The sequence below is a fragment of the Nonomuraea sp. NPDC049725 genome (assembly GCF_040674795.1).
GTDB lineage: Bacteria > Actinomycetota > Actinomycetes > Streptosporangiales > Streptosporangiaceae > Nonomuraea > Nonomuraea ceibae.
Genome location: NZ_JBFANJ010000001.1, coordinates 243,394 through 264,810, shown reverse-complemented (window position 1 = coordinate 264,810; position 21,417 = coordinate 243,394). Strand labels below are relative to the sequence as shown.

The following is a 21,417-nucleotide window of genomic DNA, read 5'->3' as shown; positions in this document are numbered from 1 at the left end:
TTCTCTGTTCCATGCTAGATCCTCGGGAGGTCACGCGTTTGCCACCCGCGCGAAGCGGGTAGACGCGGTGGGAATTCAGGGAGAGGTGGGAGAACGACGACACAGCCCTGACGCGAGCCTGCAGAGATCCACATGCAGACGTTCGAAGAGGACGGTTCGGGTCACAGCCGCCAACTATACGTCCCCCCGTCGGTTCTCCTACGTCAGGGGTTCCTTGCGTGAGGGCCCGATTCCCGACGTGTAGACGCGTCCAGCTTGCATGCCGGCCGTTCCGTACAACTCTGGAACGGTGACGAACGCGTATCCCTTCCCCTGAAGTTCTTTCAGGATGCCCGGTACGGCGTCGACGGCGGTGCGGTCGAGGTCGTGCATGAGCACGATCGCCCCCGGACGCGCCTGGCGGACCGTCCGCGCGGTGATCTCCGCGGCGTCGCCGCCCTGCCGGTCGCGGCTGTCGACGTCCCAGCCGACCAGCGACAGCTTCCGCTCGCGCGCCACGTTCCTGACGTCCAGGCTCACTTCCCCGTACGGCGCCCGCACCAGCGTGGGGCGCTGGCCGATGGCCGCGGCGACGGCGTCCCCCGCCCGGCCGAGCTGGTCGGCGATCTTGCTGGTGGGCAGCCTGGACAGGTCGCGGTGGTCCCACGTGTGGTTGCCGACCAGGTGCCCCTCGTCACGCATGCGCCGCAGCAGCTCGGGCTCGGCGGCGACGCCGCTGCCGACGGGGAAGAACGTGGCCCTGGCGCCGGCCTCGCGCAGCACGTCGAGCAGCCCGGCGGTGTACGGCCCCGGCCCGTCGTCGAAGGTCAGCGCGACGCACTTGACCGCCGCGCAGTCCACGGTGCCGGCGCGGTCGCTGGCGGCGGCGGGTACCGACCGCTTGGGCGTGTAGGCGGCCCGCGCCACCTGCCGCGCGGACTCCCGTACGGACTGCTGGGCGCGCAGGCCCGTCGGCGACAGCAGCGGCGTGACCTTCGCGGCCGGGACGGCGACGGCGAGGCGGCCGAGCGAGCAGGGGCCGATCTGGCAGTCGTCGAACTCCACCACCAGGTCGCCGTCGGAGTTGAAGGCCATCGAGTCGAGCTTCCCGCGCTCGGCCGAGACCTGGTCGCGGTCCACGTCCGGGCCGCGTTCCTTGAGGCCGTTCCTGACCAGGCGGGAGACCTCGCGCAGCGCGTCGGTCCCGGCCAGCAGCCCGGCCGAGCCGGTGGCGCGGCCGGTGTGGCGGTCGTACCAGAAGGTGCGGGTGGCGTTGCCCCAGTCGGCGCCCCGGTACTCGCCGGTGCGCAGCCGCACGCCCACCACGTCGCCGGCGGCGGCGAGCTGCCAGTCCACGTTCAGCTCGGGGCGGGGCAGGCTGTCGACGGCGGAGGTCGTGTCGTGGAAGTCGCGCAGCTCGCGCTCGGCCTCCTGGCGCAGCAGCGCGTTGAGCCGCGCCGCGCCCGGGAGCTCCGGGTAGCTGATGTGCACGTGGCGTCCCGCGCTCTCGCCCTCCGTGAGCGTGCGCGGGGCCAGCCCGGCCACGGTCGCGGGGTCGACGAAGTCGATCCTGGTGGGCTCCGCGGGGACCGTGGCCTCCCGGTCGGGGGCGGCCGCGGCCATCCCGCATCCAGTGGCGGAGACGGTCAGCAGCGCGATCCCACCGAGCAATCGCAATCTGGGCATGCATGCACACTATGCGGCGGATCATACTGTTTGCCCTATTTTGGGGGGATAGGGCGTTAGCTTTGACTGGGTTACCATCGCGGAATGGACGGCTACTACGGGTCCTACCTGCTGGTCGCGGCGCTGCTCGCGATCGGGGTCGCGATCGTGGCCGGGGCCATGCTGATCAACCGCCTGCTCCGCCCCGCCCGCCCCACCGCCGACAAGCTCACCTCCTACGAGTGCGGCGTCGACCCCGTCGGCGACGGCTGGGCCCAGTCGCAGGTCCGCTACTACGTCTTCACCTACCTGTACGTCGTCTTCGCCGTCGACGCGGTCTTCCTCTTCCCCTGGGCGACGATCTTCGACGCGCCCGGCTACGGCCTGACCACGCTGGCCGAGATGTTCGTCTTCCTCGGCTTCATCGCCCTCGGCATCCTCTACGCCTGGCGCAAGCGCGTCCTGACCTGGACATAGCTCTCGACCCCGATCCGCGCAACAATGGCAGACATGGCAGCGACGGATCTTCCGATGCCCACGGTGGGGCCGATCTCCCGGCTGGCGCCCAAGCCGATGCGGTTCGTGCTCAACTGGGGACGGCGCTATTCGCTGTGGGTGTTCAACTTCGGGCTGGCGTGCTGCGCCATCGAGTTCATCGCCACCTCGATGAGCAGGCACGACTTCATCCGGTTCGGAGTGATCCCGTTCGCCAACGGGCCGCGCCAGGCCGACCTGATGATCGTCTCCGGCACCGTCACCGACAAGATGGCCCCGGCCGTCAAACGGCTCTACGAGCAGATGCCCGACCCCAAGTACGTGATCTCGTTCGGCGCCTGCTCCAACACCGGCGGCCCCTACTGGGACTCCTACTGCGTCACCAACGGCGTCGACCAGATCGTCCCCGTCGACGTCTACGTGCCCGGCTGCCCGCCCCGGCCCGAGGCCCTGCTCTACGGCATCATGAAGCTCCAGGAGAAGATCTCCGGTGAACGGCTCGGCGACCGCTACCTGCCCTCCGGGGAGGCGAGGTGACCCGCTTCGGCGAGCACGCCCAGGTCACCGACTCCTTCGGCGACACCGTCGTCGACGTCGCGCCCGGCGACTGGATCGCCCTGCTCACCCGGGTCCGCGACGAGCTCGGATACGCCTTCTTCGACTGGCTGACCGGCGTCGACGAGCCGCCCGACGAGTTCCACGTCGTGGCCCACGTCTACAACCCCGCCACCCGCGAACGGCTGCTGCTGCGCACCCGGGTGCCGCGCGCCGACCCGCGCCTGCCGACGGCCGTCGGCGTCTACCGGGGCGCCGACTGGCACGAGCGCGAGACGTACGAGATGTTCGGGGTGATCTTCGAAGGACACCCCCACCTGGTGCCGCTGCTGCTGCCCGACGGGTTCGAAGGGCATCCGCTGCGCAAGGACTTCATCCTGGCCGCCCGGGTCGCCAAGCAGTGGCCCGGCGCGAAGGAGCCGGGCGAGTCCGGCCACGGCGCCCCGAGCCGCCGCAAGACGCTGCCGCCGGGAGTCCCGGCCGACTGGGGGGCGACGCCCGATGCTTGACGTGGTGTTGCACTTCGCCGTCATCCTCATCGCCTTCCTCGCGCTGCCGCTGATCGTCGGGCAGACCGAGCACAAGGTCATGGCGCACATGCAGTCGCGGCTCGGCCCCATGTACGCGGGCGGCTTCCACGGCTGGGCGCAGCTCATCGCCGACGGCGTCAAGTTCATGCAGAAGGAGGACGTCATCCCGGCCGCCGCCGACCGGCGGGTGTTCATGATCGCGCCCGGGGTGGCGCTGGTGCCCTACCTGCTGGTGCTGATCGCGATCCCGTTCGACGACGGGTTCGTGGGCGTCGACCTGGACCTGGGGCTGTTCTTCGTGCTCGCGGTCATGGGCGTCGGCGTGCTCGGCGCGATCATGGCGGGCTGGGCGTCGGCCAACAAGTACTCGGTGCTCGGCGGCATGCGCGCCGCCGCCCAGCTCGTCGCGTACGAGCTGCCGCTGGTGCTGGCCGCCTCCTCCGTGGCGATGGCGGCGGGCACGCTGTCGCTGCCGGGCATCGTCGAGGCGTGGCAGTGGTGGTGGCTGCCGTGGCAGGCCGTCGGCGGTGTGGTGTTCTTCCTGGCGGGGCTGGCCGAGCTGCGCAGGCCGCCGTTCGACATGCCGATCGCCGAGTCCGAGATCATCATGGGGCCGATGACCGAATACACCGGCATGCGGTTCGCGCTGTTCATGCTGGCCGAGTACGCCGGGATCGTGGTGCTGTCGTTCCTGACGGCCGTGCTGTTCCTCGGCGGCTGGCACGGGCCGCTGCTGCCCGGCTGGGCGTGGACGCTGGTCAAGATGTTCCTGCTGGCGTTCGTGGTGATCTGGCTGCGGGTGACGTTCCCCCGCCTGCGCGAGGACCAGTTGCAGAAGCTCGCCTGGGCCGTGCTGGTGCCCCTGGCGCTGCTCCAGCTCGCCCTCACCGGCGTGGTCAAGGTCCTGATCTGAAACTTCCGGTTCCTCCCGCACGTCGTGAGGGTGGGGGTGATCAAGCGTGCGGCTGACCCTGCACGGGCGGCGGCAGCGCCCGCTCACGGAGCTGACCTGGGACGGCGAGACCCTGACCGCCACGGACGCCGCCTCCGGCGAGTCCGTACGGATGACCGGGCCGTCCTCGATCTACCACTACGACTACGACGAGTCCCATCCGGTCGACCGGCGGGTCACCGGCCTGGCCGTGCTCGACGCCGACGGCCTGGTGCTGGCCGACCTGCCGGGGGAGTGGAACCCGCAGCACGTGCGCGGGCTGGGCGTCCCGGTGCTCGACGGCGGCCGCGACCGGGCGGCGCGGGCGCGCACGATGCTGGCCGGGCGCGCCCCCGGCTGGCGCCGCCTGCGCGGCGTCCCCCGAGGCGCCCTCCACAGGTGGCGCGTGCCGCTCGTCTACGGCGGCGCGCTGATCACGCTGGCCGCGACCGCCTACCTCGTCTCGGTCGGCGGCTACGTCGCCTGGCGGGTCGCGGCGACGGTCTTCAGGGCGGTGGTGGACCACTTCGAGGTGAAATGGCTGGGAATGGCACTCAGCCCGGCGCTGCTCGCCTTCCGCCCGGTCAGAGAGGGTTTACTTCGGCTCCGGACCCGCACCGGGAAGATCGCCGGACCGCTGTCCGTGCGCGGCGAATGGCTGCGCCTCGGGCACGACATCCCCGACGTGGCGCTGGAACGGCTGAACAGCCTGCTGATCTACCAGCACGAGGACCTGCGCGGCCTGTTCCTCCTGGACCACGGCGACCGGCCGCTGCGCCACATCCCCGGCCCCTGGCGGCCCGAGGCCCTGCGACGCTTCACCGAACGCCACGGCCTGCGGCTGGCCGTGCACCGGATCAGCAGGCAGGAGTACCTGGACCTCGTCAGGGCCTGCCCCCAGGCGCTGCCCTGATCACCGCCCGCCCGGGTGCCGGTGCCGCCACGTCCAGAACACCGCGCACGACACCGCCGCCCACCCGGCCAGCACCAGGAACGGCAGCGGGTGCTGGTGCCCGCCGAAGTAGACCGCCGTGTGCTGGGCGTTCACCGACGCGCCAGGCGGCAGCCAGCGCCCGATCGTGCCGAACGGCGACGGCAGCAGCGGCCACGACACCGCGCCGCCCGACGACGGGTTCCCGATCAGCACCATCACGCCCCACGTGGGCACCATCGCCCACCGGCCCATGAGCGTGTTGAACATGGTGAACACCATCCCGGAGGTGAACATCGTCAACGCCAGGATCAGCCACGACTCCACGAACGGCAGCGACAGCGCCCCCAGCAGCCAGTCCACGACGGCCGCGATCGCGAACCCGCCCGCCAGCGCGTAGGCGGCGGTGAAGCCGATCCGTTCCAGCGGCTTGAGCCCCCGCGCGTGCACGCTGAGCTGGATCGCCCCCACGAACCCGATGATCACCGCCGCCAGCGAGATGTAGAACAGCGCCAGCCCGCGCGGATCGCCCCGCTGGAGCGGTTTGACGTCCCGCACCGTCACCGCCACGCCGATCCGCGCCCCCACCCTCGGCGCCGCCTCCGCCAGCAACTGCGCCACCGACGCGCCCGCCGCACCCGCCACGTCCAGCCACGCCCGGTCCCCGTACACGCGCACGACGCCGAACACCCGCTGCTCCTCCACGGCCCGCGCCGCCCCCGCGTACGTGGAGAACTCCCGCAGGTCGAGCGCCGCGTCCAGAGCCCCGTCCATCCCCGCCACGAACGCCGCCCGCTTCACCGCGTCACCCGTGCCGACGACCGCGACCGGGATCCGGTGCGGCGCCGGCCTGGCCATCGCGTACGTGTACGAGCCCGCGAACAGGCCCGCCGCGGCGGCCAGGATGAACACCAGCACGGTCGCGGGCAGGAACGGCGAGTTGACGAACGCCGACCACAGCTCCCGCACCCCTCGCGGGTCGCGGGGCATCTTCGTGGACATCACCTGGTCGCATACCCGCAGCCCGACCGGCCCGGACGCGCCAGGCCGTCAAGGATGCGTCAACCTAGCAGGGGTGCGTCAACCTCTTGGGGATGCGTCAACCCCGCAGGTCCAGCACCGCCTTGCCCGCGACGCGCCGGCCGACCAGCGCGTCCGCCGCCTCCAGCGCCAGCTCCCACGGCCCCCGCCAGCCGACCTGCGCGTCCAGCTCGCCCCGCGCCAGCAGCCCGACCAGGTACGCCAGGTCGTCCCCCAGTGGCGTGGCCAGGTTGAACGTCTCCAACCGGCCCCGGTCCACCCGGGTCCGCGCCTCCTCGAAGTCGATCAGCGTCGGCTCCCGCGAGGCCATCCCGACGGCCTGGACGACGCCGCCGTCCGCCAGCCGGTTGAACGCCTCGGCGAGCTGCTGCCCGCCGACGTTGTCCACCACGCCGTGCACCCGTCCGGCCATCGCCGCCGGCCCCACGACGATCTCGGCCGCCCCGAGCTCGCGCAGCCCCTCCCCGCGGGCCGGGCTGCCCACCGACGCCACCACGCTCGCGCCCGCCCGCGCGGCGAGCTGCACCGCGTACCGGCCCACGCCGCCGGAGGCGCCCGTGACGAGCACCCGCCGCCCGACCAGCGGCCCGAGCAGCCGCACCGCCTGGAGCGCGGTCACCCCGGCCACCGGGAGCGCGGCCGCCGTCCCCAGGTCGACGCCGTCCGGCACCACGGCCAGCTCATCGGTGTCCACCGCCCGCAACTCCGCCCAGGCGCCCGACCAGCCGAACGTGACCACGGGCGTGCCGGCGGGCGGCCCCGACCCGTCGGCGGCCGGCCGCACCACCACCCCGGCGGCGTCCCACCCGGAGACGTGCCCCGGCCGCCCGTCGGCCGGCCGGAAGGCGATCTCGCCGTAGTTGAACGAGACCGCCGCGACCTCCACCAGCGCCTGCCGGGGCGTCGGCTCGGGATCGGGCGCCTGCCCCAGGGAAAGCCGGTGGGGCGCCGCCGGGTCGTAGACGAGGGCTCGCATCGTCGCTCCTTCTCACGTGCCGCAGCGGCCGTGCTTCGCCGGCCGTGCAGCGTCGGCCGCGTTCTCTCGGCCGGGTTTCATCGACGCGACGAGCCTCTCGTCCGGCCCTCACGGACCGCTGACGGTCCGCGCACGCTCCTGGACGCGGGCGGCGATCCTGTCGACGTCGCCGCGCTCGGCCGCCGGGAGCGGCGCGCCCACCGACTCCCTCAGCGCGGCGGCCTCCGCCAGCAGCCGCGCCGCCTCCTCGTACGCGCCCTCCAGCGCCGCCACCCCGGCCAGCCCCTCCTGGGCCAGCGCGATCGCCCTCGGATCGCCGCCCTCCCGCGCCGCGTCGAGCCCCCGGCGGTGGTACGCCCCGGCCGCCTCCGCGTCGCCGCGCAGCTCGGCCACGAACCCCAGCTCCGCCATCAGCAGCGTCAGCCCGTAGAACGGCACCCCGTAGTCGGCCTCCAGCCGCAGGTTCCAGGCCAGCGACTCCTCGAAGAGCCGCTGCGCGCCGTCCAGATCACCGGCCCGCCGCGCCACCAGCCCCAGCCCCATCCGGGCGAACTCCTCGGCGAACCGGTTCGACTGCTCGCCCGCCAGCCGCATCCCCCGCTCGTGGAACTCCCGGGACCGCGCGAGGTCACCGGTCAGCAGCGCGACCCGGCCCAGACTGGACAGCCGGTACGACACGTCCGTCCACAGCCGCAGGTCCTCGGCCACCCGCAGCCCCTCCCGGTGCAGGCGGCCCGCCTCCTCGTAGTCACCGGCGATCTCCGCCACGTACCCCAGCATGTCGGCCGCCTGCAGCCGCCCCCAGCCGTCGCCCAGCTCGGTGAACAGCTCCAGGCTCCGGCTCCCGTCCCGCCCGGCGGCGGCGAAGTCCCCCTGGAACACCGCCTGCTTGGCGCGCAACGCCAGCGCCGCCGCCTCGCCCCACCGGTCGTCCAGCGCCCGGAACTCCGTCAGCACCTCGCCCAGCAGCGGCCCGGCCGCCGCCACGTCGCCGAAGTTCAGGTGCGCCAGTGCCAGGAACCACCGCTTCCTGGGGTCGCGGGTCCGCGCCAGCGCGGCCCGGCCGCGCGCCGCCAGCCCGGCGCCGTCGCCGGTCAGCAGGGCGAACCCGGCCTCCCACGCCGCCGTCCGCTCGTCCGCCACCCTGGACAGCGCCCGATGCGCCTCCGTGTGCCGCCCGCGCAGGTACCAGTACCAGGCCAGCGCGTCGGCCAGCCGCGCCCCGCCCTCGCCATCGCCGCCGCCCCCGCCCTCGACCTGGGAGTCCAGTACGGCCCGCAGGTTGACGACCTCGTCGTCCAGCCGCCGCAGCCACCTGCGCTGCCCGTGCCCGTACAGCTGCGGCGCGGCCCGCTCGGCCAGCTCCACGTAGTAGCCGTCACGCCGCGCCCACACGGGATCGTCGTCGGCGAGCCGCTCCAGGCAGTAGGCGGCGACCGACTCCAGCAGCCGGTAGCGCGTCTCGCCCGACGGCCGCTCCTCGGCCACGACCATCGACCGGTTGACGAGCTGAACCAGCACGTCCGGCACGTCCTCGACGTCCAGCCCCGGCCCCGCGCACACGGCCTCGGCCGCCTCCAGCAGGCAGCCGCCCGGGTGCGCCGCCAGCCGGCACAGCGCGAGCCGCTGCCGCTCGCCGAGCTGCTCCCAGCTCCAGTCGATCACCGCGCGGAGCGTCCGCTGCCGGGCCGGCAGCCCGCGCCCGGCGGCGGCCAGCACCCGGAACCGGTCGTCCAGCCGTTCCTCCAGCCGCTCGGCCAGCCCGCGCACGCCGAGCGCCCGCACCCGGGTCGCGGCCAGCTCCAGCGCCAGCGGCAGCCCGTCGAGCCGCCTGCAGATCGCCGCCACCCACTTCTCGTTCCCCGCGTCGAGCGTGAACCCCGGCGCCGCCGCCGCGGCCCGCGCCACGAACAGCCGGACCGCGGCCGACTCCCGCACCGCACCGCCGTCCGGCGGCAGGTCGAGCGGGGCCACCGCCTGCACCACCTCGCCGGGCACGGCCAGCGGCTCCTGGCTCGTGGCCAGCACCCGCACCTCCGGCGCCGCGCCGAGCAGCAGCCCGGCCAGCTCGGCGACCTGATCCACCAGGTGCTCGCAGTTGTCCAGCACCAGCAGCGTCCGCATCCCCCGCAACGCCCCGGCCACCCGCCGCACCAGCCCCCCGCGGTGGTTCCCGGGGGCCTCGCCCGGTGCGGCGGGGCGCGGGTCGGCCGTGGCCTCGTCCCGTGCGGTGGGGCCGGGGTTGATCGGGGGCTCGTCGTGGATGCTCAGGGTGGTCGCCAGCACCTCGGCCACGGCCTCCGTCCCGCCGGAGACCCCGGCGAGCTCGACCAGCCACACCCCGTCGGGGAACGCGCCGGTCACCGTCGCGGCGGTGGCCAGCGCGAGGCGCGTCTTGCCGACCCCGCCCGGCCCGGTCAGCGTGACCAGCCGGGCCTCGCGCAGCAGCCCCGCCGCCGCGTCCACCTCGTCGTCACGCCCCACCAGCTCCGTCAGCGGGACGGGCAGGTTCGAGCGGGGCCGCGCCGCCGAGGTCGCGGGCGCCGGGGCGGCGGCCAGCGCCGGATCCTGCCGCAGCATCGCCTGGTGCAGCGCCGCCAGCTCCGGGCTCGGGTCCAGCCCCAGCTCCTCGTCCAGCACCCGGCGCAGCTCCCCGAACCCCGCCAGCGCCTCGCCCTGCCGCCCCGACCGGTACAGCGCCCGCAGGTGCGCCGCCCGCAGCCGCTCGCGCAGCGGATGCTCGGCCACCAGCCCGGCCAGCTCGTCCGCGAGCAGGCTGTGCTCGCCGAGCTCCAGCCGGGCCTCGGCCTGCTCCTCGACGGCCGTAAGCCGCTGCTCGTCCAGCCGCCCGGCCGCCACCCTGGCGAACTCCTCGTCCCGGAAGTCCGCGTACGCCGGTCCCCGCCACAGCGCCAGCGCGTCGGACAGCAGGTCGGCCCTGGTCCGCGCGTCACCGGCGGCCCGCGCCCGGCCCACCAGCTCGGCGAACCGCAGCGCGTCCACCGACCGGGTGCCGAGCGCGTACCCGGCGGGCTGGTAGGAGACCAGCTCGCGGCCTCCCGGCTCGGCCTGCTCCAGCGCCCGCCTGAGCTGCGAGACCTTGGTCTGCAACGTGTTGCCGGGATTGCCCGGCGGGTTCTCGCCCCACAGGTCGTCGGCCAGCCGGTCGGCCGGCACCGGGCGCCCCTCGTGGACCAGCAGGTCGGCGAGGAGCGCGCGTACCTTCAGCTCCGGCACCCGGACCTGCCGTCCGTCCGCCGCCCACACCGCAAGCGGACCAAGCACCCCGAACTCCATCGGACCACGCTATTACAGCAGGCCGGGCCCCGATCCCGGCGAGCCCCCAGCGGACCCCCAGCGGGCCCCCAGCGGACCCGCAGTGAACCGTGCGCGCCGGCTCGCACAGTAGGGCCATGAACATCCGGATGGCGATCGTCATCGGCGGCGTCGGGCCCGACCGGTTCGGCCCGGCCGCGGCCGACTGGCTGACCTGCCGGGCGGGCCTGCGCAAGCACCCGCCCGGGGACCAGGCAGCCGACGCGGCCGTGGGCACGGGCGTGGACGTGGACGTCGACGTGGACGTCCTCGACCTCGCCGAGGCGTGGCTGCCGCCGGTCCCGTGCGAGCGGCCCTCCGTGGCGCCGCCCGCCGTGCGGGACCTGGCGCCGTGGCTGGCGTCCGCGGACGCGTTCGTGATCGTCACCCCGGAGCACAACCACAGCTTCCCGGCCTCGCTCAAGAACGCCGTCGACTGGTACCGGGACGAGTGGCGGGCCAAGCCCGTCGCGTTCGTCTCGTACGGGGACGACGGCGGCGGGACGGCGGCCGTGGAGCAGCTCCGCCCGGTGTTCGCCGCGCTCGACGCGGTCACCGTCAGCGGCGGGCTCGCCTTCCGCCACGGCAGGCCGCCTCCCGTCGCAGCCGCCGAACACCTGCTCGACCGGCTCCTCTGGTGGGCCCGCGCGCTGCGGGCCGCCCGCGACACCCTTCCCATGAACTGGAGATATCACCATGTCCCTCGTCAGCCGTGAGATCCGCCTGGCCGCCCGTCCCGTCGGCGAGCCCGTCCTGTCCGACTTCGAGCTGGCCCGTACCGAGGTGCCCGACCTGGCCGACGGGCAGATCCTGGTGCGCAACACCTGGATGTCCGTCGACCCGTACATGCGTGGCCGGATGGACGACGCCGAGTCGTACATCCCGCCGTTCGAGCTCGGCGCGCCCATGGACGGGGCGGCCGTCGGCGAGGTCGTCGCCTCCCGCTCCGCGGCCGTCCCGATCGGCGCGACCGTCGTGCACTTCCTCGGCTGGCGCGAGTACGCGATCATGGACGCCGCCGCCGCGACCGTCGCCGACACGACGCTCGCCCCGGCGCAGGCGTACCTGGGGGCGCTCGGCACGACCGGGCTGACCGCGTACGCCGCCCTGACCGAGATCGCCCCCGTCCGGGAGGGCGACGTGGTGTTCGTCTCCGCCGCCGCGGGGGCGGTCGGCACCGTCGCCGGGCAGCTCGCCCGCAAGCTCGGCGCCTCCCGCGTGATCGGCTCGGCGGGCGGGCCGGAGAAGACCGCCAAGCTCGTGTCGTCCTTCGGGTACGACGCCGCGATCGACTACCGGGCCGGGTCCGTGGCCGCCCAGCTCGCCGAGGCCGCGCCTGACGGCATCGACGTGTACGTGGACAACGTGGGCGGCGACCACCTGGTGGCGGCCATCGACGCGCTCCGCGAGGGCGGCCGGATCGCCATGGTCGGCGCGATCAGCGCCTACAACGCCACCGAGCCCGTCCCCGGGCCGCACAACCTGTTCAGCCTGGCGGCCAAGAACGCGACGTTGCGCGGCATCCTCATCAGCTCCTACCTGCACCTGTTCCCCGAGTGGATCGGCAAGGCGGCCGGCTGGCTGGCCGACGGCTCGCTCCACACCGAGGAGACCGTGGTCGAGGGGCTGGCGGAGGCGCCGGAGGCGTTCCTGGCGATGATGCGCGGCGCCAACACCGGAAAGATGCTGGTGAAGCTCTGATGCCCGCCCCAACCGCGCCGGCCTCTTCGGTGCCGACTCCTCCGCAAGCTGCGCCGACCTCGTCGGAAGCTGCGCCGACTCCTTCCGTGACTGCTGCGCCGATTTCGTCGGAGGTGCCGGAGGCCCGTCCCGCCGGTGCGCCGCGTGCGCTGCTCGTGGTGGCGCACCCGCGCGCCACCTCGCTCACCGCGCGCGCCGCCGGGCGGGCGCGGGCCCGCCTGGAGCGGGACGGGTACGAGGTCGACCTGCTCGACCTGTATGCGGAGGGCTTCGACCCCCGCATGCCCGTCGAGGACGAGCCCGACTGGAACGACCGCGGCAAGACGTACACCCCGGACACCGAGGCGCACATGCGCCGGATCGAGGCGGCCGACGCCATCGTGGTGGTGTTCCCCGTCTGGTGGTTCAGCCTGCCGGCGATGCTCAAGGGCTGGATCGACCGGGTGTGGAACTACGGCTTCGCGTACGGCGTCCGCCCCCCGGGTCGCCTGGCCGGCAAACGGATGACCTGGATCGGCCTGGCCGGCTACTCCGAGGAGCACTTCACCTCGGCAGGCTGGGACAAGCTGCTCACCCAGCAGCTTGCCCAGGGCATCTCCGCCTTCTGCGGCATCCCGGGCGCGTCCGTACACCTCGTATACGCCACCGTCCCGGACGCCGCCGCCGACGACGCCCACGTGAGCCGGATCCTCGACGAGGCCGAGGCGGCCGTGGCCGCTGGAAATCAGGTTGCCGCCGCCGACGCCCTCCTGCTGAAGTGAGCGGATGGATCGTGACGAAACGCTTGCCCTGTTCGACCGCGAACTCCGGCAGGGCGCGCAACCGGACGGCCCCGGCAGCCGCGTGGAGCGGATCGGCGGCGTGATCCGGACGACCGGAGACGCCTGGAACGGCATCATCTGGTCAGACCTGGACACCTCCACCGCGGATGCCACGATCGCGGCCCAGCTCCGGTACTTCGCCGAGCTGGGCCGTCCGTTCGAGTGGAAGCTCTACGACTACGACCGTCCCGCCGACCTCGCGGACCGGCTCCTGGCAGCCGGGCTGACCGCCGAGCCGCCGGAGGCGCTCATGGTCGCCCGCGTCGCGGAACTGCCGGATGCCGCCGTCCCCGACGGCATCCACCTGCGTCCCGTGACCGGCCCGGACGACGTTGCTCTGATGGCCGCCGTGCACGATCAGGCGTTCGGCACCGACTCGGCGCGCCTCATGGCGAGCCTGACCGCGCAGCTCGCCGACGAGCCGGACCGGGTCTTCGCCGTCCTCGCCATGGCCGGTGACACCCCGGTCAGCGCCGCCCGCCTCGAACTGAACCCCGGCACCCACTTCGCCGGCCTCTGGGGCGGGGGCACGGTCGAAGCCTGGCGCGGGCGCGGCATCTACCGGTCGCTCATCGCCTACCGCGCCGCCATCGCGGCCGAGCGCGGCTACGAGTACCTCCAGGTGGACGCCTCCGACGACAGCCGCCCCATCCTGCAACGCCTCGGCTTCCACCACCTGGCCACCACCACCCCGTACACCTGGCACCCCTGACGCCCCGCCCACCGCTCACGCGCCGGTCACCGCATCCCCCGCACCCGCGCGCCGCGACGCACCCGCGCCCGCACCCCAGCACCCGCACCCCAGCACCCGCACCCCAGCACCCGCACCCCAGCACCCGCACCCCAGCACCCGCACCCCAGCACCCGCACGCCGCGACGCACCCCCGCCAGCCACGTGGGGGCCACCGGGACCGGGTACGTGATCACAATGGCCCAGTACGCGCCTGCGCTACGCGGGGACGGACGGCGGTGGGCCGGGCGGCGACGGCTTGACGGGCGGCGGCAGGATGGAACCCAGCAGGGCAGAATCGGTGCCGGTACGAAAAGGGACCCCATGACCGAAAGCGGCATGAACGACACCCCCATGAACGACGACGCCCCGGCCGGCGGCGACGACGTCAGGGGCAGCGGCGGCAGTGAGGCCCAGCCCGGACCGGTGGTGCTGGACGGCGGTGACCGCCGCTGCGTCCAACTGCTGATCGAGCTGCGCCGCCTGGTGACCGACCTGCCGTCCGGCACCGTCGTCCACCTGATCGCCACCGACCCGGCCGCGCCGATAGACCTGCCCGCCTGGTGCCACCTGACCGGCCACCACTACCTCGGCCCCGTCCCCGGCAACGACCGCCCCACGTACGCCGTCAGCGTCCAGGCCGACGCCCGCCGCACCGACCCGCAGGCCCCCTGGCACTCGACCCCCTCCTGACCGACCCCCCCCTGATCGACCCCCCCTGATCGACCCCCCCCTGACCGACCCCCCTGACCGACCCCCCTGACCGACCCCCCTGACCGACCCCCCTGACCGACCCCCCTGACCGGCCCATCGGTCGGTACGAGGTCAGTCGGCCTGCGCCGCAAGCGAGGCGTACAGGTCGACCCCGCCCCCGTCCGGGTCGGCCACCGTGGCGTACCGCATCCCCCAGAACGCGTCGAACGGCTCGGCGATCCCCCGGTAACCGGCCCCGACCAGCTCGGCGTACTTGGCGTCGACCTCGGCGGGCGACTCGAACTCGAAGCACAGCAGCGTACGCGGCCCGCCCTCCGGAGCCCTCCAGCCCGGCAGGAACGGCGTACGGAACCCTTCCGTGTCGAGCATCACGTGCAGCCCGCCGGGCAGGTCGCACCCGGCATGCTCGGGCGAGGCGGCGTCAAGCTTGAACTCCAGCCCGAGCTTGGCATAGAAGGCGATCGACGCCTCCATGTCCGAGACGATGATGTCAATGGTGTTGAGCGCGGGTCGCATGGGTCCTCCCCAGGTCGTGACTGCGGCAAGCGCTGCCGAACGTCCCGTCCCAGCTCCGCCTGCCGTCGATCCCTCACCCAAGAGACGAACGGCCCGCACCCCCACACGACACCCAACCCCGAAACTTACGCCCCCATGCCCAAACCCCAACCCGCCATCCCCAGCCCGACCTCAGCCCACGCCCGGTCCCCCGCCCCTGCCCGGCCCCAAGCCCAGCCCCGAGCCCCAGCCCCGAGCCCCACGGCACCGAGCCCCACGGCACCGAGCCCCACGGCACTGAGCCCCCGGTTGGGTCAGTGCACGATGGCCAGCATCACGTCCGAGGCGCTGGGTCGGTCGTCGGGGCGTTTGGCCAGGCAGGACCCCACGACCCCGCGAATGCAGGGCGGTAACGGCGACAAGTCCGGATGATGCGTGAGCACCCGGTTGAAGACTGCCGGCACGCTGTCCTCCCCGAACGCCGGTCGCCCCGTCGCCGCGAACATCATCGTCACGCCCCAGCTGAACACGTCCGACGCGGGCCCCACCTGCTCACCGGACAACTGCTCGGGCGACATGTACGGCGGCGTGCCGACCATCTTCCCGGACGTCATCGTCACCTGGTCGAGCGCCCGCGCGATGCCGAAGTCGATCACTCGTGGTCCGTCGTTGCCGATCAGCACGTTGCTCGGCTTGAAGTCACGATGGACGACCCCCGCCTTGTGGATAGCCGCCAGCGCACCGGCTGTGGACAACGCCAGCCGCGTCAGGCTGTCCTCATCCCTGGGGCCGTGGTTGCGTACGAGCTGCTCCAGGGACGGGCCGTCCACGTACTCACTCACGATGTACGCGAACTGTCCAGAAATGCTCACATCCAGCACCCGGGCCGTGGAGAACGTCGCCACCCGGCGGGCCGAGTCCACCTCCCTGGCGAACCGGGCCCTGGCCGTCTCGTCGACCAGGTCGTGCAGCACCTTGACGGCCACCCGTACCCCGTTGGGCGCGGTCGCCAGGTAGACGGCGCCCTGTCCGCCGCGCCCGAGCGAACGCACCACCCGATAGTGCCCGATCCACTCGGGCTCACCGGGGCGGTGCTGGTAGGAGGGCGAGGTGGTGCGCTGGTGGATGGACGGCCCGTGCTGCCGGTGAGCTGGGCCGTGCTGCTGGAGGGTGGGCCCGTGCGGGTGATGGGCGGGGCCGCGCTGCGCGTAGGACGGAGGGTGGGGCTGGACGGGCCGGTAGTGGCGGGCCTTGGCCATCGCGGGCACGAGGATGCCCGAGTGGATCACCCCGCTCACCCACGCCCCCACGAACATCAGCGAGATGATCGTGCCCAGCGGCTCGGGCATGTCCTCGGCCTGGTCGTACGTCATCAGCGACACCACGAACGCGCCGATGCAGACGCCGTAGGCGCACGCGGCGACGAACTGCCACACGCTCCGCAGCCAGAACGCCGCGAACCCGATCGTGAACGGAGTCGCCAGACCACACGAGATCAGCGACAGAACGGCCCACACCACGGAAGCGGTCCAGGCGCCTGCGCTGGGACGGATCGGATGGCCGTACGACATGGCGAGAGACTATCGCTCCCTACTTGCACAAATCCGGCGTGACGCCTTCCTGTGGATAACTGTCCGCCAGCCTGTGGATAGCTGTGGAAAACCTGGGGACAACGCGCTTGCTCATTCACGTGCGCGGCCAAGTGCGCCATGATGTTGAACCATGGCGCGGATTCCCGGCGTAGGGCTGGCAAAGGGGTTGACCATCACCCTTCGCCACATGCTGCGCAAATCCGTCACTCAGCAGTATCCCGAGGTCAAGCCTGCCCTGCCGCCGCGCAGTCGAGGGGTTATCGCCCTCGTTGAGGAGAATTGCACCTCCTGCATGCTGTGTGCGAGGGAGTGCCCCGACTGGTGCATTTACATCGACTCCCACAAGGAGACCATCCCGGCTCCTGAAGGCGGCCGTGCCCGCCAGCGCAACGTTCTCGACCGGTTCGCCATCGATTTCGCCCTGTGCATGTATTGCGGCATCTGCATCGAGGTGTGCCCGTTCGACGCCCTGTTCTGGTCGCCGGAGTTCGAGTACGCCGAGGGGGACATCCGCAACCTTCTTCACGAGAAGGACAGGCTCGCCACCTGGGTCGAAACCGTCCCGCCGCCTCCCGCCCACGACCCGGGCGCCGAGCCCCCCAAGGAGCTCACGGCGGCCCCCCGCCGCCCCGCACGCGAACCCGCCGCCCCCCGCGCTCGTACGGGCGGCGCCGAGGCCACCCGCCCGGGAGCGGCCGGATCCGCGGACAAGCCAGGCGCGACCGGAACCCCGGGCGCCTCCCCGGAAGCGCCCGAAACCTCGGACGGCCCATCGGGAACGGCCCGAACCCCGGGCGCCGCTCGACCTGGCACGCCCGGAGCGCCGGACGCAGGCCCCGGCCGCCCTGCCGGGCGCGGCGATGCGTCGGGAGAAGCCGCCGTTCCGAGCGGCCGTCCCCAGCCCGGCGACGCGGAGTCCTCCCAGGTCACCGGCGGTGCCGCGCCTGCGCGAGACGCCGGTGACACCCCACGCTCCGAGGCGGGCGCATCCCGCCAGGACACCACCGGCACGGCCCCGCAGGAAGCGCCCGAACAGCCCACTCCAGGCGCCGGAACCCCGCCCGGCCAGGACCAGCCCGCCCGTGGCCGTCCGCGCCGTTCCATGGCGAACGTACGCGGCATCCGCCCCCCTGGCGCGCTGCCGTCCCGTCCCGAGAGCCCCACGCCCGACAAGCCCGGTCCGGAGACCGACGAGACCGCCGCCCGCCACCCTGCGCCAGGCGAGCCCCCCGCCCGCCCTCCGGCGGCAGGCCAGACTTCCGCACCTGCGCCGACGGGAGAGGAAACCGCGCCCGGTTCGGCGGAAGGGGAAGCCCCTGCGGCCGGGTCCGCGGAAGGGGAAGCGCCCGCCACGCCGGGAGCCGGCACGGGCTCGTCCTCGGACAGGGACGCCACCGGTGATGCGCCCGGCGGCGGCGATTCATCCACAGGCGAGGCGGCGACCGGCGAGGCGTCATCCACAGGCGCGCCCGCCGAGGGAGAGTTTTCCACAGGCGCGGAGGAACCGGGTCCGGCGTCCGGTCCACGGGGGCAAACTTCTGGCACGAGCCCACGCAGGCGCAGGATGGCCGATCCACGCTCCATCCGTCCACCTGGGCGGCTCGACCCTGACCAGTCGAGGGAGACCGAGGAGGAGTAGTGACCGAAGCGGTGCCCTCCTACCTGTCGCCCACCGGGCAGGAGATCATCTTCTTGCTCCTGGGCGCTGTGGCAGTCGGATCGGCGCTGCTCGTCGTCACGACGCGGCAACTCGTCCATGCCGCCCTCTGGCTGGTGCTGACCTTCGGCGCCCTGGCGGGCTGCTATCTCGTCCTCACGGCCGAGTTCGTGGCGTGGGTGCAGGTGCTCATCTATGTGGGCGCCGTGGTGGTGCTGTTGCTGTTCGGCATCATGCTGACCCGTGCGCCGATCGGCCCTTCGACCGACCTCGACAGCCGCAACAAGGTCACGGCGGCCGTGGTGGCCGTGGCGACGGCGGCGGTCCTGGTCACGGTGGTGATTGACGCGTTCCGGATGGCCTACTCGCCGCTCACCCCCGGCGCGGGCGCGGCCAGTGAGCTGGGCGGGAGCATCTTCAGCACGTGGGTGCTGCCGTTCGAGGCGCTTTCCGTGCTGTTGCTGGCGGCTCTCATCGGCGCCATCGTCCTGTCCCGCACCGACATCTCCGGCAACTCCGGCGGATCCCGTACGGACGACCCGTCCGCCCCTTCGGATCCCTCCGAGCCCGGCACCTTGAGACGCCCCGACGCCTCCGCGGCTCCGCCCGGGGGAGAGGCCGCCGACGGGCCGCGCCGCATGGACGGGGGGCTCTGATGCACATCGTCTACCCCGCTGTCGTGTCGGCGCTGCTGTTCTCCATCGGCGTCTACGGTGTGCTGGCCCGGCGCAACACGATCCTGGTGCTGATGTCGGTCGAGCTGATGCTCAACGCCGTCAACCTCAACCTGGTCGCGTTCGACGTGTGGCTCGGCGATCTGCTGCACAGCGGGCAGGTGCTGACGCTGTTCGTCATCGTGATCGCCGCGGCCGAGGTGGGGGTCGGGCTGGCGATCGTGCTCGCCCTCTACCGCAACCGGCGGACCGTCGACATCGACCATCTGCGCGACCTCGCGGAGCCTGCCGATCCGCCCTCCGAGACGTACGAAGAAGCCCCCGCCGACGACCGCCTCGTACGCTCCGCCGCCCACAGCGGTGCCCTGACCAGCACCAGCGCCCATGCCGACAGTCCGCCTGGCGCGAACCTTCCGGCGGGTGGTTCGCCCGGCGTGGGCTCCCGGGAGGGCGGGCCGGCCGGTCCAGGGGTGCCCGGTGACGGCCTGACCGGCGCGGATGCCCCGCGTTCGGACAACACCCCGCAGCGCACGAACGATCAACCGGCTCCGGGCGGCCCCGAGGGCGGCTCGGCTGTGCGGGGCGATGGGCGTCGGGTCGATCGAGGAGGGGATACGCCGTGACGACCTTCCCGTTGCTGGCCGTACTGCTGCCCTTCCTGGCCGCCGCCGCGGGCCTCCTGCTGTCCCGATGGCCCCACGGCCGCGTATCCCCAGCCTGGGCGCCAGGCCCAGGGCATGACCATGACGGCCGGGGCGGCAACGACGCGGCGGGCGCATCGGCGCCGGCCGATCGGCGGGCCAATCGGCGGGCCGATCGGCTAGCCAACCAGCGGGCCGGGTGGATCGCGGTCGTGCCGACGGCCGCCTCGGCGGTGCTGGCCGCGTGGGTGGCGTGGGGGCACGGGTTCGGGTTCCTGACGGGCACGGGAACGCCGGCAGCCGTGGGCGAGACGTACGGGACCATCGAGACCGGCGGCGTGCCCATCTCGCTCACCCTGCAGGCGGACGCGCTGTCCGGCCTCCTCGGGGTGCTGGTCACGGCCGTGGCGCTGGCCGTGCAGGTCTACTCGATCGGCTACCTGCGCGACGATCCCCGCTACCCGTCTTACAGCGCGTTCATCAGCCTGTTCACCGCCGCCATGCTGCTGGTGGTCTACGCGGGTGACCTTCTTGTCCTCTATGTCGGGTGGGAGGTCATGGGCCTGTGCTCGTACCTGCTCATCGGGCACTGGTGGGAAGATCGCGGCAATTCGCGCGCAGCGGTCAAGGCGTTCCTGGTGACGCGGCTGGGTGACGTCGGGTTCCTGTTCGGGATCTTCGTGCTCGGGATGGGCGCGGGAAGCTTCCGGATCGGCGACGTGCTCGCGCGGGTGCCCGAGATGTCCGCCGCGACGCTGGTCACCGCGACGATGCTGCTGCTCGCGGGCGTCGCCGGCAAGAGCGCGCAGGTGCCGCTGCACACCTGGTTGCCCGACGCGATGGCGGGCCCGACGCCGATCAGCGCGCTGATCCACGCCGCCACCATGGTCGCCGCGGGCATCTTCCTCGTGGCCAGGCTGTTCCCGGCCTTCGCCGCCGCCCGGCCGACGCTCGACGTGCTCGCGGTGCTGGCCGCGCTCGGCATGCTCGGCGCGGCGCTGGCCGCGTTCGCCCAGGACGACCTGAAACGCGTTCTCGCCTACTCGACCGTCAGCCAGCTCGCCTACATGGCCGGCGGGCTCGCGGCCGGCTCCGACACCGCCGCGATCTTCCACCTGATCACGCACGGCGCGTTCAAGGCGCTGCTGTTCCTGTGCGCGGGCGTCGTCATCCACCACGTCGGCTCCAACCTGATGACGCGGATGGGCGGGCTGCGACGCGAGCTGCCGGTCACGTTCGCGGCGACGACGGTCGGGTTCGCCGCGCTCATGGGCCTGCCTCCGGCCAGCGGCTTCTTCAGCAAGGACGCGCTGCTGGTCACGATGGAGGGCGCGCTCGCGGGCGGCCTCGCCGACGCCGCCGCGCTGCTCCTGTACGGTTGCGCGCTCGCGACCGTCGCCGTCACCGGCGCCTACGCCACGCGGGCTTGGCTGCGTACCTTCTTCGGCCCGACGCGCACCGTCGCGCTCCCCGAGCCCGAACCCGGCACCGCCCACGTCATCGACACCCGCGAGGCGCCGCGCACGATGCTCGTGCCCGTCGTGATCCTCGCGGTGCCGGCCCTGCTGCTCGGGTTCGCCGGCGGGGTGCACCTCGACGTGCCGGTGGCCGCCACCAGCGTCGCCCTCGCGCTGCTCGGCGCCGGCGTGGTGTACGCCGCCTGGCGGGCCGACCCCGTGGCCGACCCGGCACGCCTGCTCGGGCCGCTCCGGGTGCTGTGCGAGCGGGCGTTCTACGTCGACAGCCTGTACGCCGCGATCTTCGTACGCGCTGTCGTGTGGCTGTCCAGGCTCGTCGTCAGGACGGACGACACGGTCGTCGACGGCGCGGTGCGCGGCTCGGGCCGGTCGGCGTACGGGCTGTCGGGGATGCTGAAGCTCGCCCAGAACGGCAACGTGCAGCTCTACGTGAGCGGCCTGCTGGCCGGTGTCCTGCTGATCGCGGTGGGGGCGGTGGTGTTCACATGACTCCTGA

20 protein-coding genes and 1 pseudogene are annotated in these 21,417 nt (G+C 73.2%); 14 read left to right on the top strand and 7 right to left on the bottom strand.

What is annotated here, in order from left to right; genetic code table 11:
- Window positions 1-75: 75 nt before the first annotated feature.
- Together AB0J53_RS01405 and AB0J53_RS01400 are read right to left on the bottom strand one after the other, a co-directional pair.
- Window positions 76-165: a putative leader peptide gene (locus tag AB0J53_RS01405; protein ID WP_357584620.1), complete on the bottom strand. Its 90-nt coding sequence runs from the start codon at window positions 163-165 to the stop codon at window positions 76-78.
- A gap of 33 nt (window positions 166-198) precedes the next feature.
- Window positions 199-1,665 (bottom strand): polysaccharide deacetylase family protein, encoded by a 1,467-nt coding sequence (locus AB0J53_RS01400; protein WP_364167789.1) that lies wholly within the window; start codon window positions 1,663-1,665, stop codon window positions 199-201.
- A gap of 84 nt (window positions 1,666-1,749) precedes the next feature.
- Here AB0J53_RS01400 and ndhC point away from each other — a divergent pair, with 84 nt between their 5' ends.
- The 5 genes from ndhC (at window position 1,750) to AB0J53_RS01375 (ending at window position 5,068) form a co-directional block, all read left to right on the top strand.
- Window positions 1,750-2,121 (top strand): NADH-quinone oxidoreductase subunit A, encoded by a 372-nt coding sequence (gene ndhC, locus AB0J53_RS01395; protein ID WP_219504607.1) that lies wholly within the window; start codon window positions 1,750-1,752, stop codon window positions 2,119-2,121.
- 96 nt (window positions 2,122-2,217) lie between these two features.
- Entirely contained in the window at window positions 2,218-2,676 is a 459-nt protein-coding gene (locus tag AB0J53_RS01390) for an NADH-quinone oxidoreductase subunit B family protein (RefSeq protein WP_364168533.1), read from the top strand.
- Entirely contained in the window at window positions 2,673-3,203 is a 531-nt protein-coding gene (locus AB0J53_RS01385) for an NADH-quinone oxidoreductase subunit C (RefSeq protein WP_364167787.1), read from the top strand. The genes AB0J53_RS01390 and AB0J53_RS01385 overlap by 4 nt, the downstream gene beginning before the upstream one ends.
- The gene (gene nuoH / locus AB0J53_RS01380) at window positions 3,196-4,137 is read left to right on the top strand and encodes an NADH-quinone oxidoreductase subunit NuoH (protein WP_357584616.1); all 942 of its coding nucleotides are present in this window, start codon (window positions 3,196-3,198) and stop codon (window positions 4,135-4,137) included. Before AB0J53_RS01385 ends, nuoH begins: the two co-directional genes overlap by 8 nt.
- A 46-nt stretch (window positions 4,138-4,183) precedes the next feature.
- Window positions 4,184-5,068, top strand: coding sequence for a hypothetical protein (locus tag AB0J53_RS01375; RefSeq protein ID WP_364167785.1), 885 nt, complete (start codon window positions 4,184-4,186; stop codon window positions 5,066-5,068).
- Here the strand turns inward: AB0J53_RS01375 and AB0J53_RS01370 are convergent, their stop codons facing one another.
- From AB0J53_RS01370 to AB0J53_RS01360, 3 genes are all read right to left on the bottom strand, one after another.
- Window positions 5,069-6,088 carry an ABC transporter permease gene (locus AB0J53_RS01370; protein ID WP_364167784.1) on the bottom strand — a complete coding sequence of 340 codons (1,020 nt, stop codon included), beginning with the start codon at window positions 6,086-6,088 and terminating at the stop codon, window positions 5,069-5,071.
- A 97-nt stretch (window positions 6,089-6,185) separates the two neighbouring features.
- Complete coding sequence (locus tag AB0J53_RS01365) at window positions 6,186-7,103, bottom strand: zinc-binding dehydrogenase (RefSeq protein ID WP_364167782.1); 918 nt, start codon at window positions 7,101-7,103, stop codon at window positions 6,186-6,188.
- Window positions 7,104-7,211: 108 nt separating this feature from the next.
- On the bottom strand, window positions 7,212-10,388 hold the full coding sequence (locus AB0J53_RS01360) for a BTAD domain-containing putative transcriptional regulator (RefSeq protein WP_364167780.1): 3,177 nt from the start codon (window positions 10,386-10,388) through the stop codon (window positions 7,212-7,214).
- A gap of 128 nt (window positions 10,389-10,516) precedes the next feature.
- Here AB0J53_RS01360 and AB0J53_RS01355 point away from each other — a divergent pair, with 128 nt between their 5' ends.
- The 5 genes from AB0J53_RS01355 to AB0J53_RS01335 all read left to right on the top strand — a co-directional run bounded on the left by AB0J53_RS01355 (window position 10,517) and on the right by AB0J53_RS01335 (window position 14,363).
- Window positions 10,517-11,134 (top strand): NAD(P)H-dependent oxidoreductase, encoded by a 618-nt coding sequence (locus tag AB0J53_RS01355; protein WP_364167778.1) that lies wholly within the window; start codon window positions 10,517-10,519, stop codon window positions 11,132-11,134.
- A complete protein-coding gene (locus AB0J53_RS01350; protein WP_364167776.1) occupies window positions 11,115-12,119 on the top strand; it encodes an NADP-dependent oxidoreductase in 1,005 nt (334 codons plus the stop codon). Before AB0J53_RS01355 ends, AB0J53_RS01350 begins: the two co-directional genes overlap by 20 nt.
- A gap of 86 nt (window positions 12,120-12,205) precedes the next feature.
- Complete coding sequence (locus AB0J53_RS01345; protein WP_364167774.1) at window positions 12,206-12,880, top strand: NAD(P)H oxidoreductase; 675 nt, start codon at window positions 12,206-12,208, stop codon at window positions 12,878-12,880.
- Window positions 12,881-12,884: 4 nt separating this feature from the next.
- Complete coding sequence (locus tag AB0J53_RS01340) at window positions 12,885-13,652, top strand: GNAT family N-acetyltransferase (RefSeq protein WP_364167772.1); 768 nt, start codon at window positions 12,885-12,887, stop codon at window positions 13,650-13,652.
- 342 nt (window positions 13,653-13,994) lie between these two features.
- Window positions 13,995-14,363: a sulfurtransferase TusA family protein gene (locus AB0J53_RS01335; protein WP_364167770.1), complete on the top strand. Its 369-nt coding sequence runs from the start codon at window positions 13,995-13,997 to the stop codon at window positions 14,361-14,363.
- 132 nt (window positions 14,364-14,495) lie between these two features.
- On the opposite strand, the gene AB0J53_RS01330 is transcribed toward AB0J53_RS01335, so the two are convergent.
- Together AB0J53_RS01330 and AB0J53_RS01325 are read right to left on the bottom strand one after the other, a co-directional pair.
- The gene (locus AB0J53_RS01330; protein WP_364167768.1) at window positions 14,496-14,900 is read right to left on the bottom strand and encodes a VOC family protein; all 405 of its coding nucleotides are present in this window, start codon (window positions 14,898-14,900) and stop codon (window positions 14,496-14,498) included.
- Between the two features lie 293 nt (window positions 14,901-15,193).
- Window positions 15,194-16,450, bottom strand: a complete 1,257-nt coding sequence (locus tag AB0J53_RS01325; protein WP_364167766.1) for a protein kinase — start codon at window positions 16,448-16,450, stop codon at window positions 15,194-15,196.
- Between the two features lie 151 nt (window positions 16,451-16,601).
- On the opposite strand from AB0J53_RS01325, the gene AB0J53_RS01320 reads away from it, so the two are divergent.
- The 4 genes and pseudogenes from AB0J53_RS01320 (at window position 16,602) to AB0J53_RS01305 (ending at window position 21,410) form a co-directional block, all read left to right on the top strand.
- Complete coding sequence (locus AB0J53_RS01320; protein ID WP_364167764.1) at window positions 16,602-18,110, top strand: 4Fe-4S binding protein; 1,509 nt, start codon at window positions 16,602-16,604, stop codon at window positions 18,108-18,110.
- Window positions 18,110-18,784: an NADH-quinone oxidoreductase subunit J gene (locus AB0J53_RS01315; RefSeq protein WP_364167762.1), complete on the top strand. Its 675-nt coding sequence runs from the start codon at window positions 18,110-18,112 to the stop codon at window positions 18,782-18,784. Before AB0J53_RS01320 ends, AB0J53_RS01315 begins: the two co-directional genes overlap by 1 nt.
- Window positions 18,784-19,107, top strand: a pseudogene (gene nuoK, locus AB0J53_RS01310) (NADH-quinone oxidoreductase subunit NuoK); the annotation flags it as partial. The gene AB0J53_RS01315 and the pseudogene nuoK, both read left to right, overlap by 1 nt.
- Before the next feature lie 314 nt (window positions 19,108-19,421).
- On the top strand, window positions 19,422-21,410 hold the full coding sequence (locus tag AB0J53_RS01305; protein WP_364167760.1) for an NADH-quinone oxidoreductase subunit L: 1,989 nt from the start codon (window positions 19,422-19,424) through the stop codon (window positions 21,408-21,410).
- Window positions 21,411-21,417: the final 7 nt, after the last annotated feature.

Coding starts and splice junctions, on each gene's coding strand:
- AB0J53_RS01400 (WP_364167789.1), bottom strand. CDS start 1,665: ATGCCCAGATTGCGATTGCTCGGTGGGATCGCGCTGCTGACCGTCTCC.
- ndhC (WP_219504607.1), top strand. CDS start 1,750: ATGGACGGCTACTACGGGTCCTACCTGCTGGTCGCGGCGCTGCTCGCG.
- AB0J53_RS01390 (WP_364168533.1), top strand. CDS start 2,218: ATGCGGTTCGTGCTCAACTGGGGACGGCGCTATTCGCTGTGGGTGTTC.
- nuoH (WP_357584616.1), top strand. CDS start 3,196: ATGCTTGACGTGGTGTTGCACTTCGCCGTCATCCTCATCGCCTTCCTC.
- AB0J53_RS01370 (WP_364167784.1), bottom strand. CDS start 6,088: ATGTCCACGAAGATGCCCCGCGACCCGCGAGGGGTGCGGGAGCTGTGG.
- AB0J53_RS01365 (WP_364167782.1), bottom strand. CDS start 7,103: ATGCGAGCCCTCGTCTACGACCCGGCGGCGCCCCACCGGCTTTCCCTG.
- AB0J53_RS01355 (WP_364167778.1), top strand. CDS start 10,517: ATGAACATCCGGATGGCGATCGTCATCGGCGGCGTCGGGCCCGACCGG.
- AB0J53_RS01350 (WP_364167776.1), top strand. CDS start 11,115: ATGTCCCTCGTCAGCCGTGAGATCCGCCTGGCCGCCCGTCCCGTCGGC.
- AB0J53_RS01340 (WP_364167772.1), top strand. CDS start 12,885: ATGGATCGTGACGAAACGCTTGCCCTGTTCGACCGCGAACTCCGGCAG.
- AB0J53_RS01335 (WP_364167770.1), top strand. CDS start 13,995: ATGACCGAAAGCGGCATGAACGACACCCCCATGAACGACGACGCCCCG.
- AB0J53_RS01330 (WP_364167768.1), bottom strand. CDS start 14,900: ATGCGACCCGCGCTCAACACCATTGACATCATCGTCTCGGACATGGAG.
- AB0J53_RS01325 (WP_364167766.1), bottom strand. CDS start 16,450: ATGTCGTACGGCCATCCGATCCGTCCCAGCGCAGGCGCCTGGACCGCT.
- AB0J53_RS01320 (WP_364167764.1), top strand. CDS start 16,602: ATGGCGCGGATTCCCGGCGTAGGGCTGGCAAAGGGGTTGACCATCACC.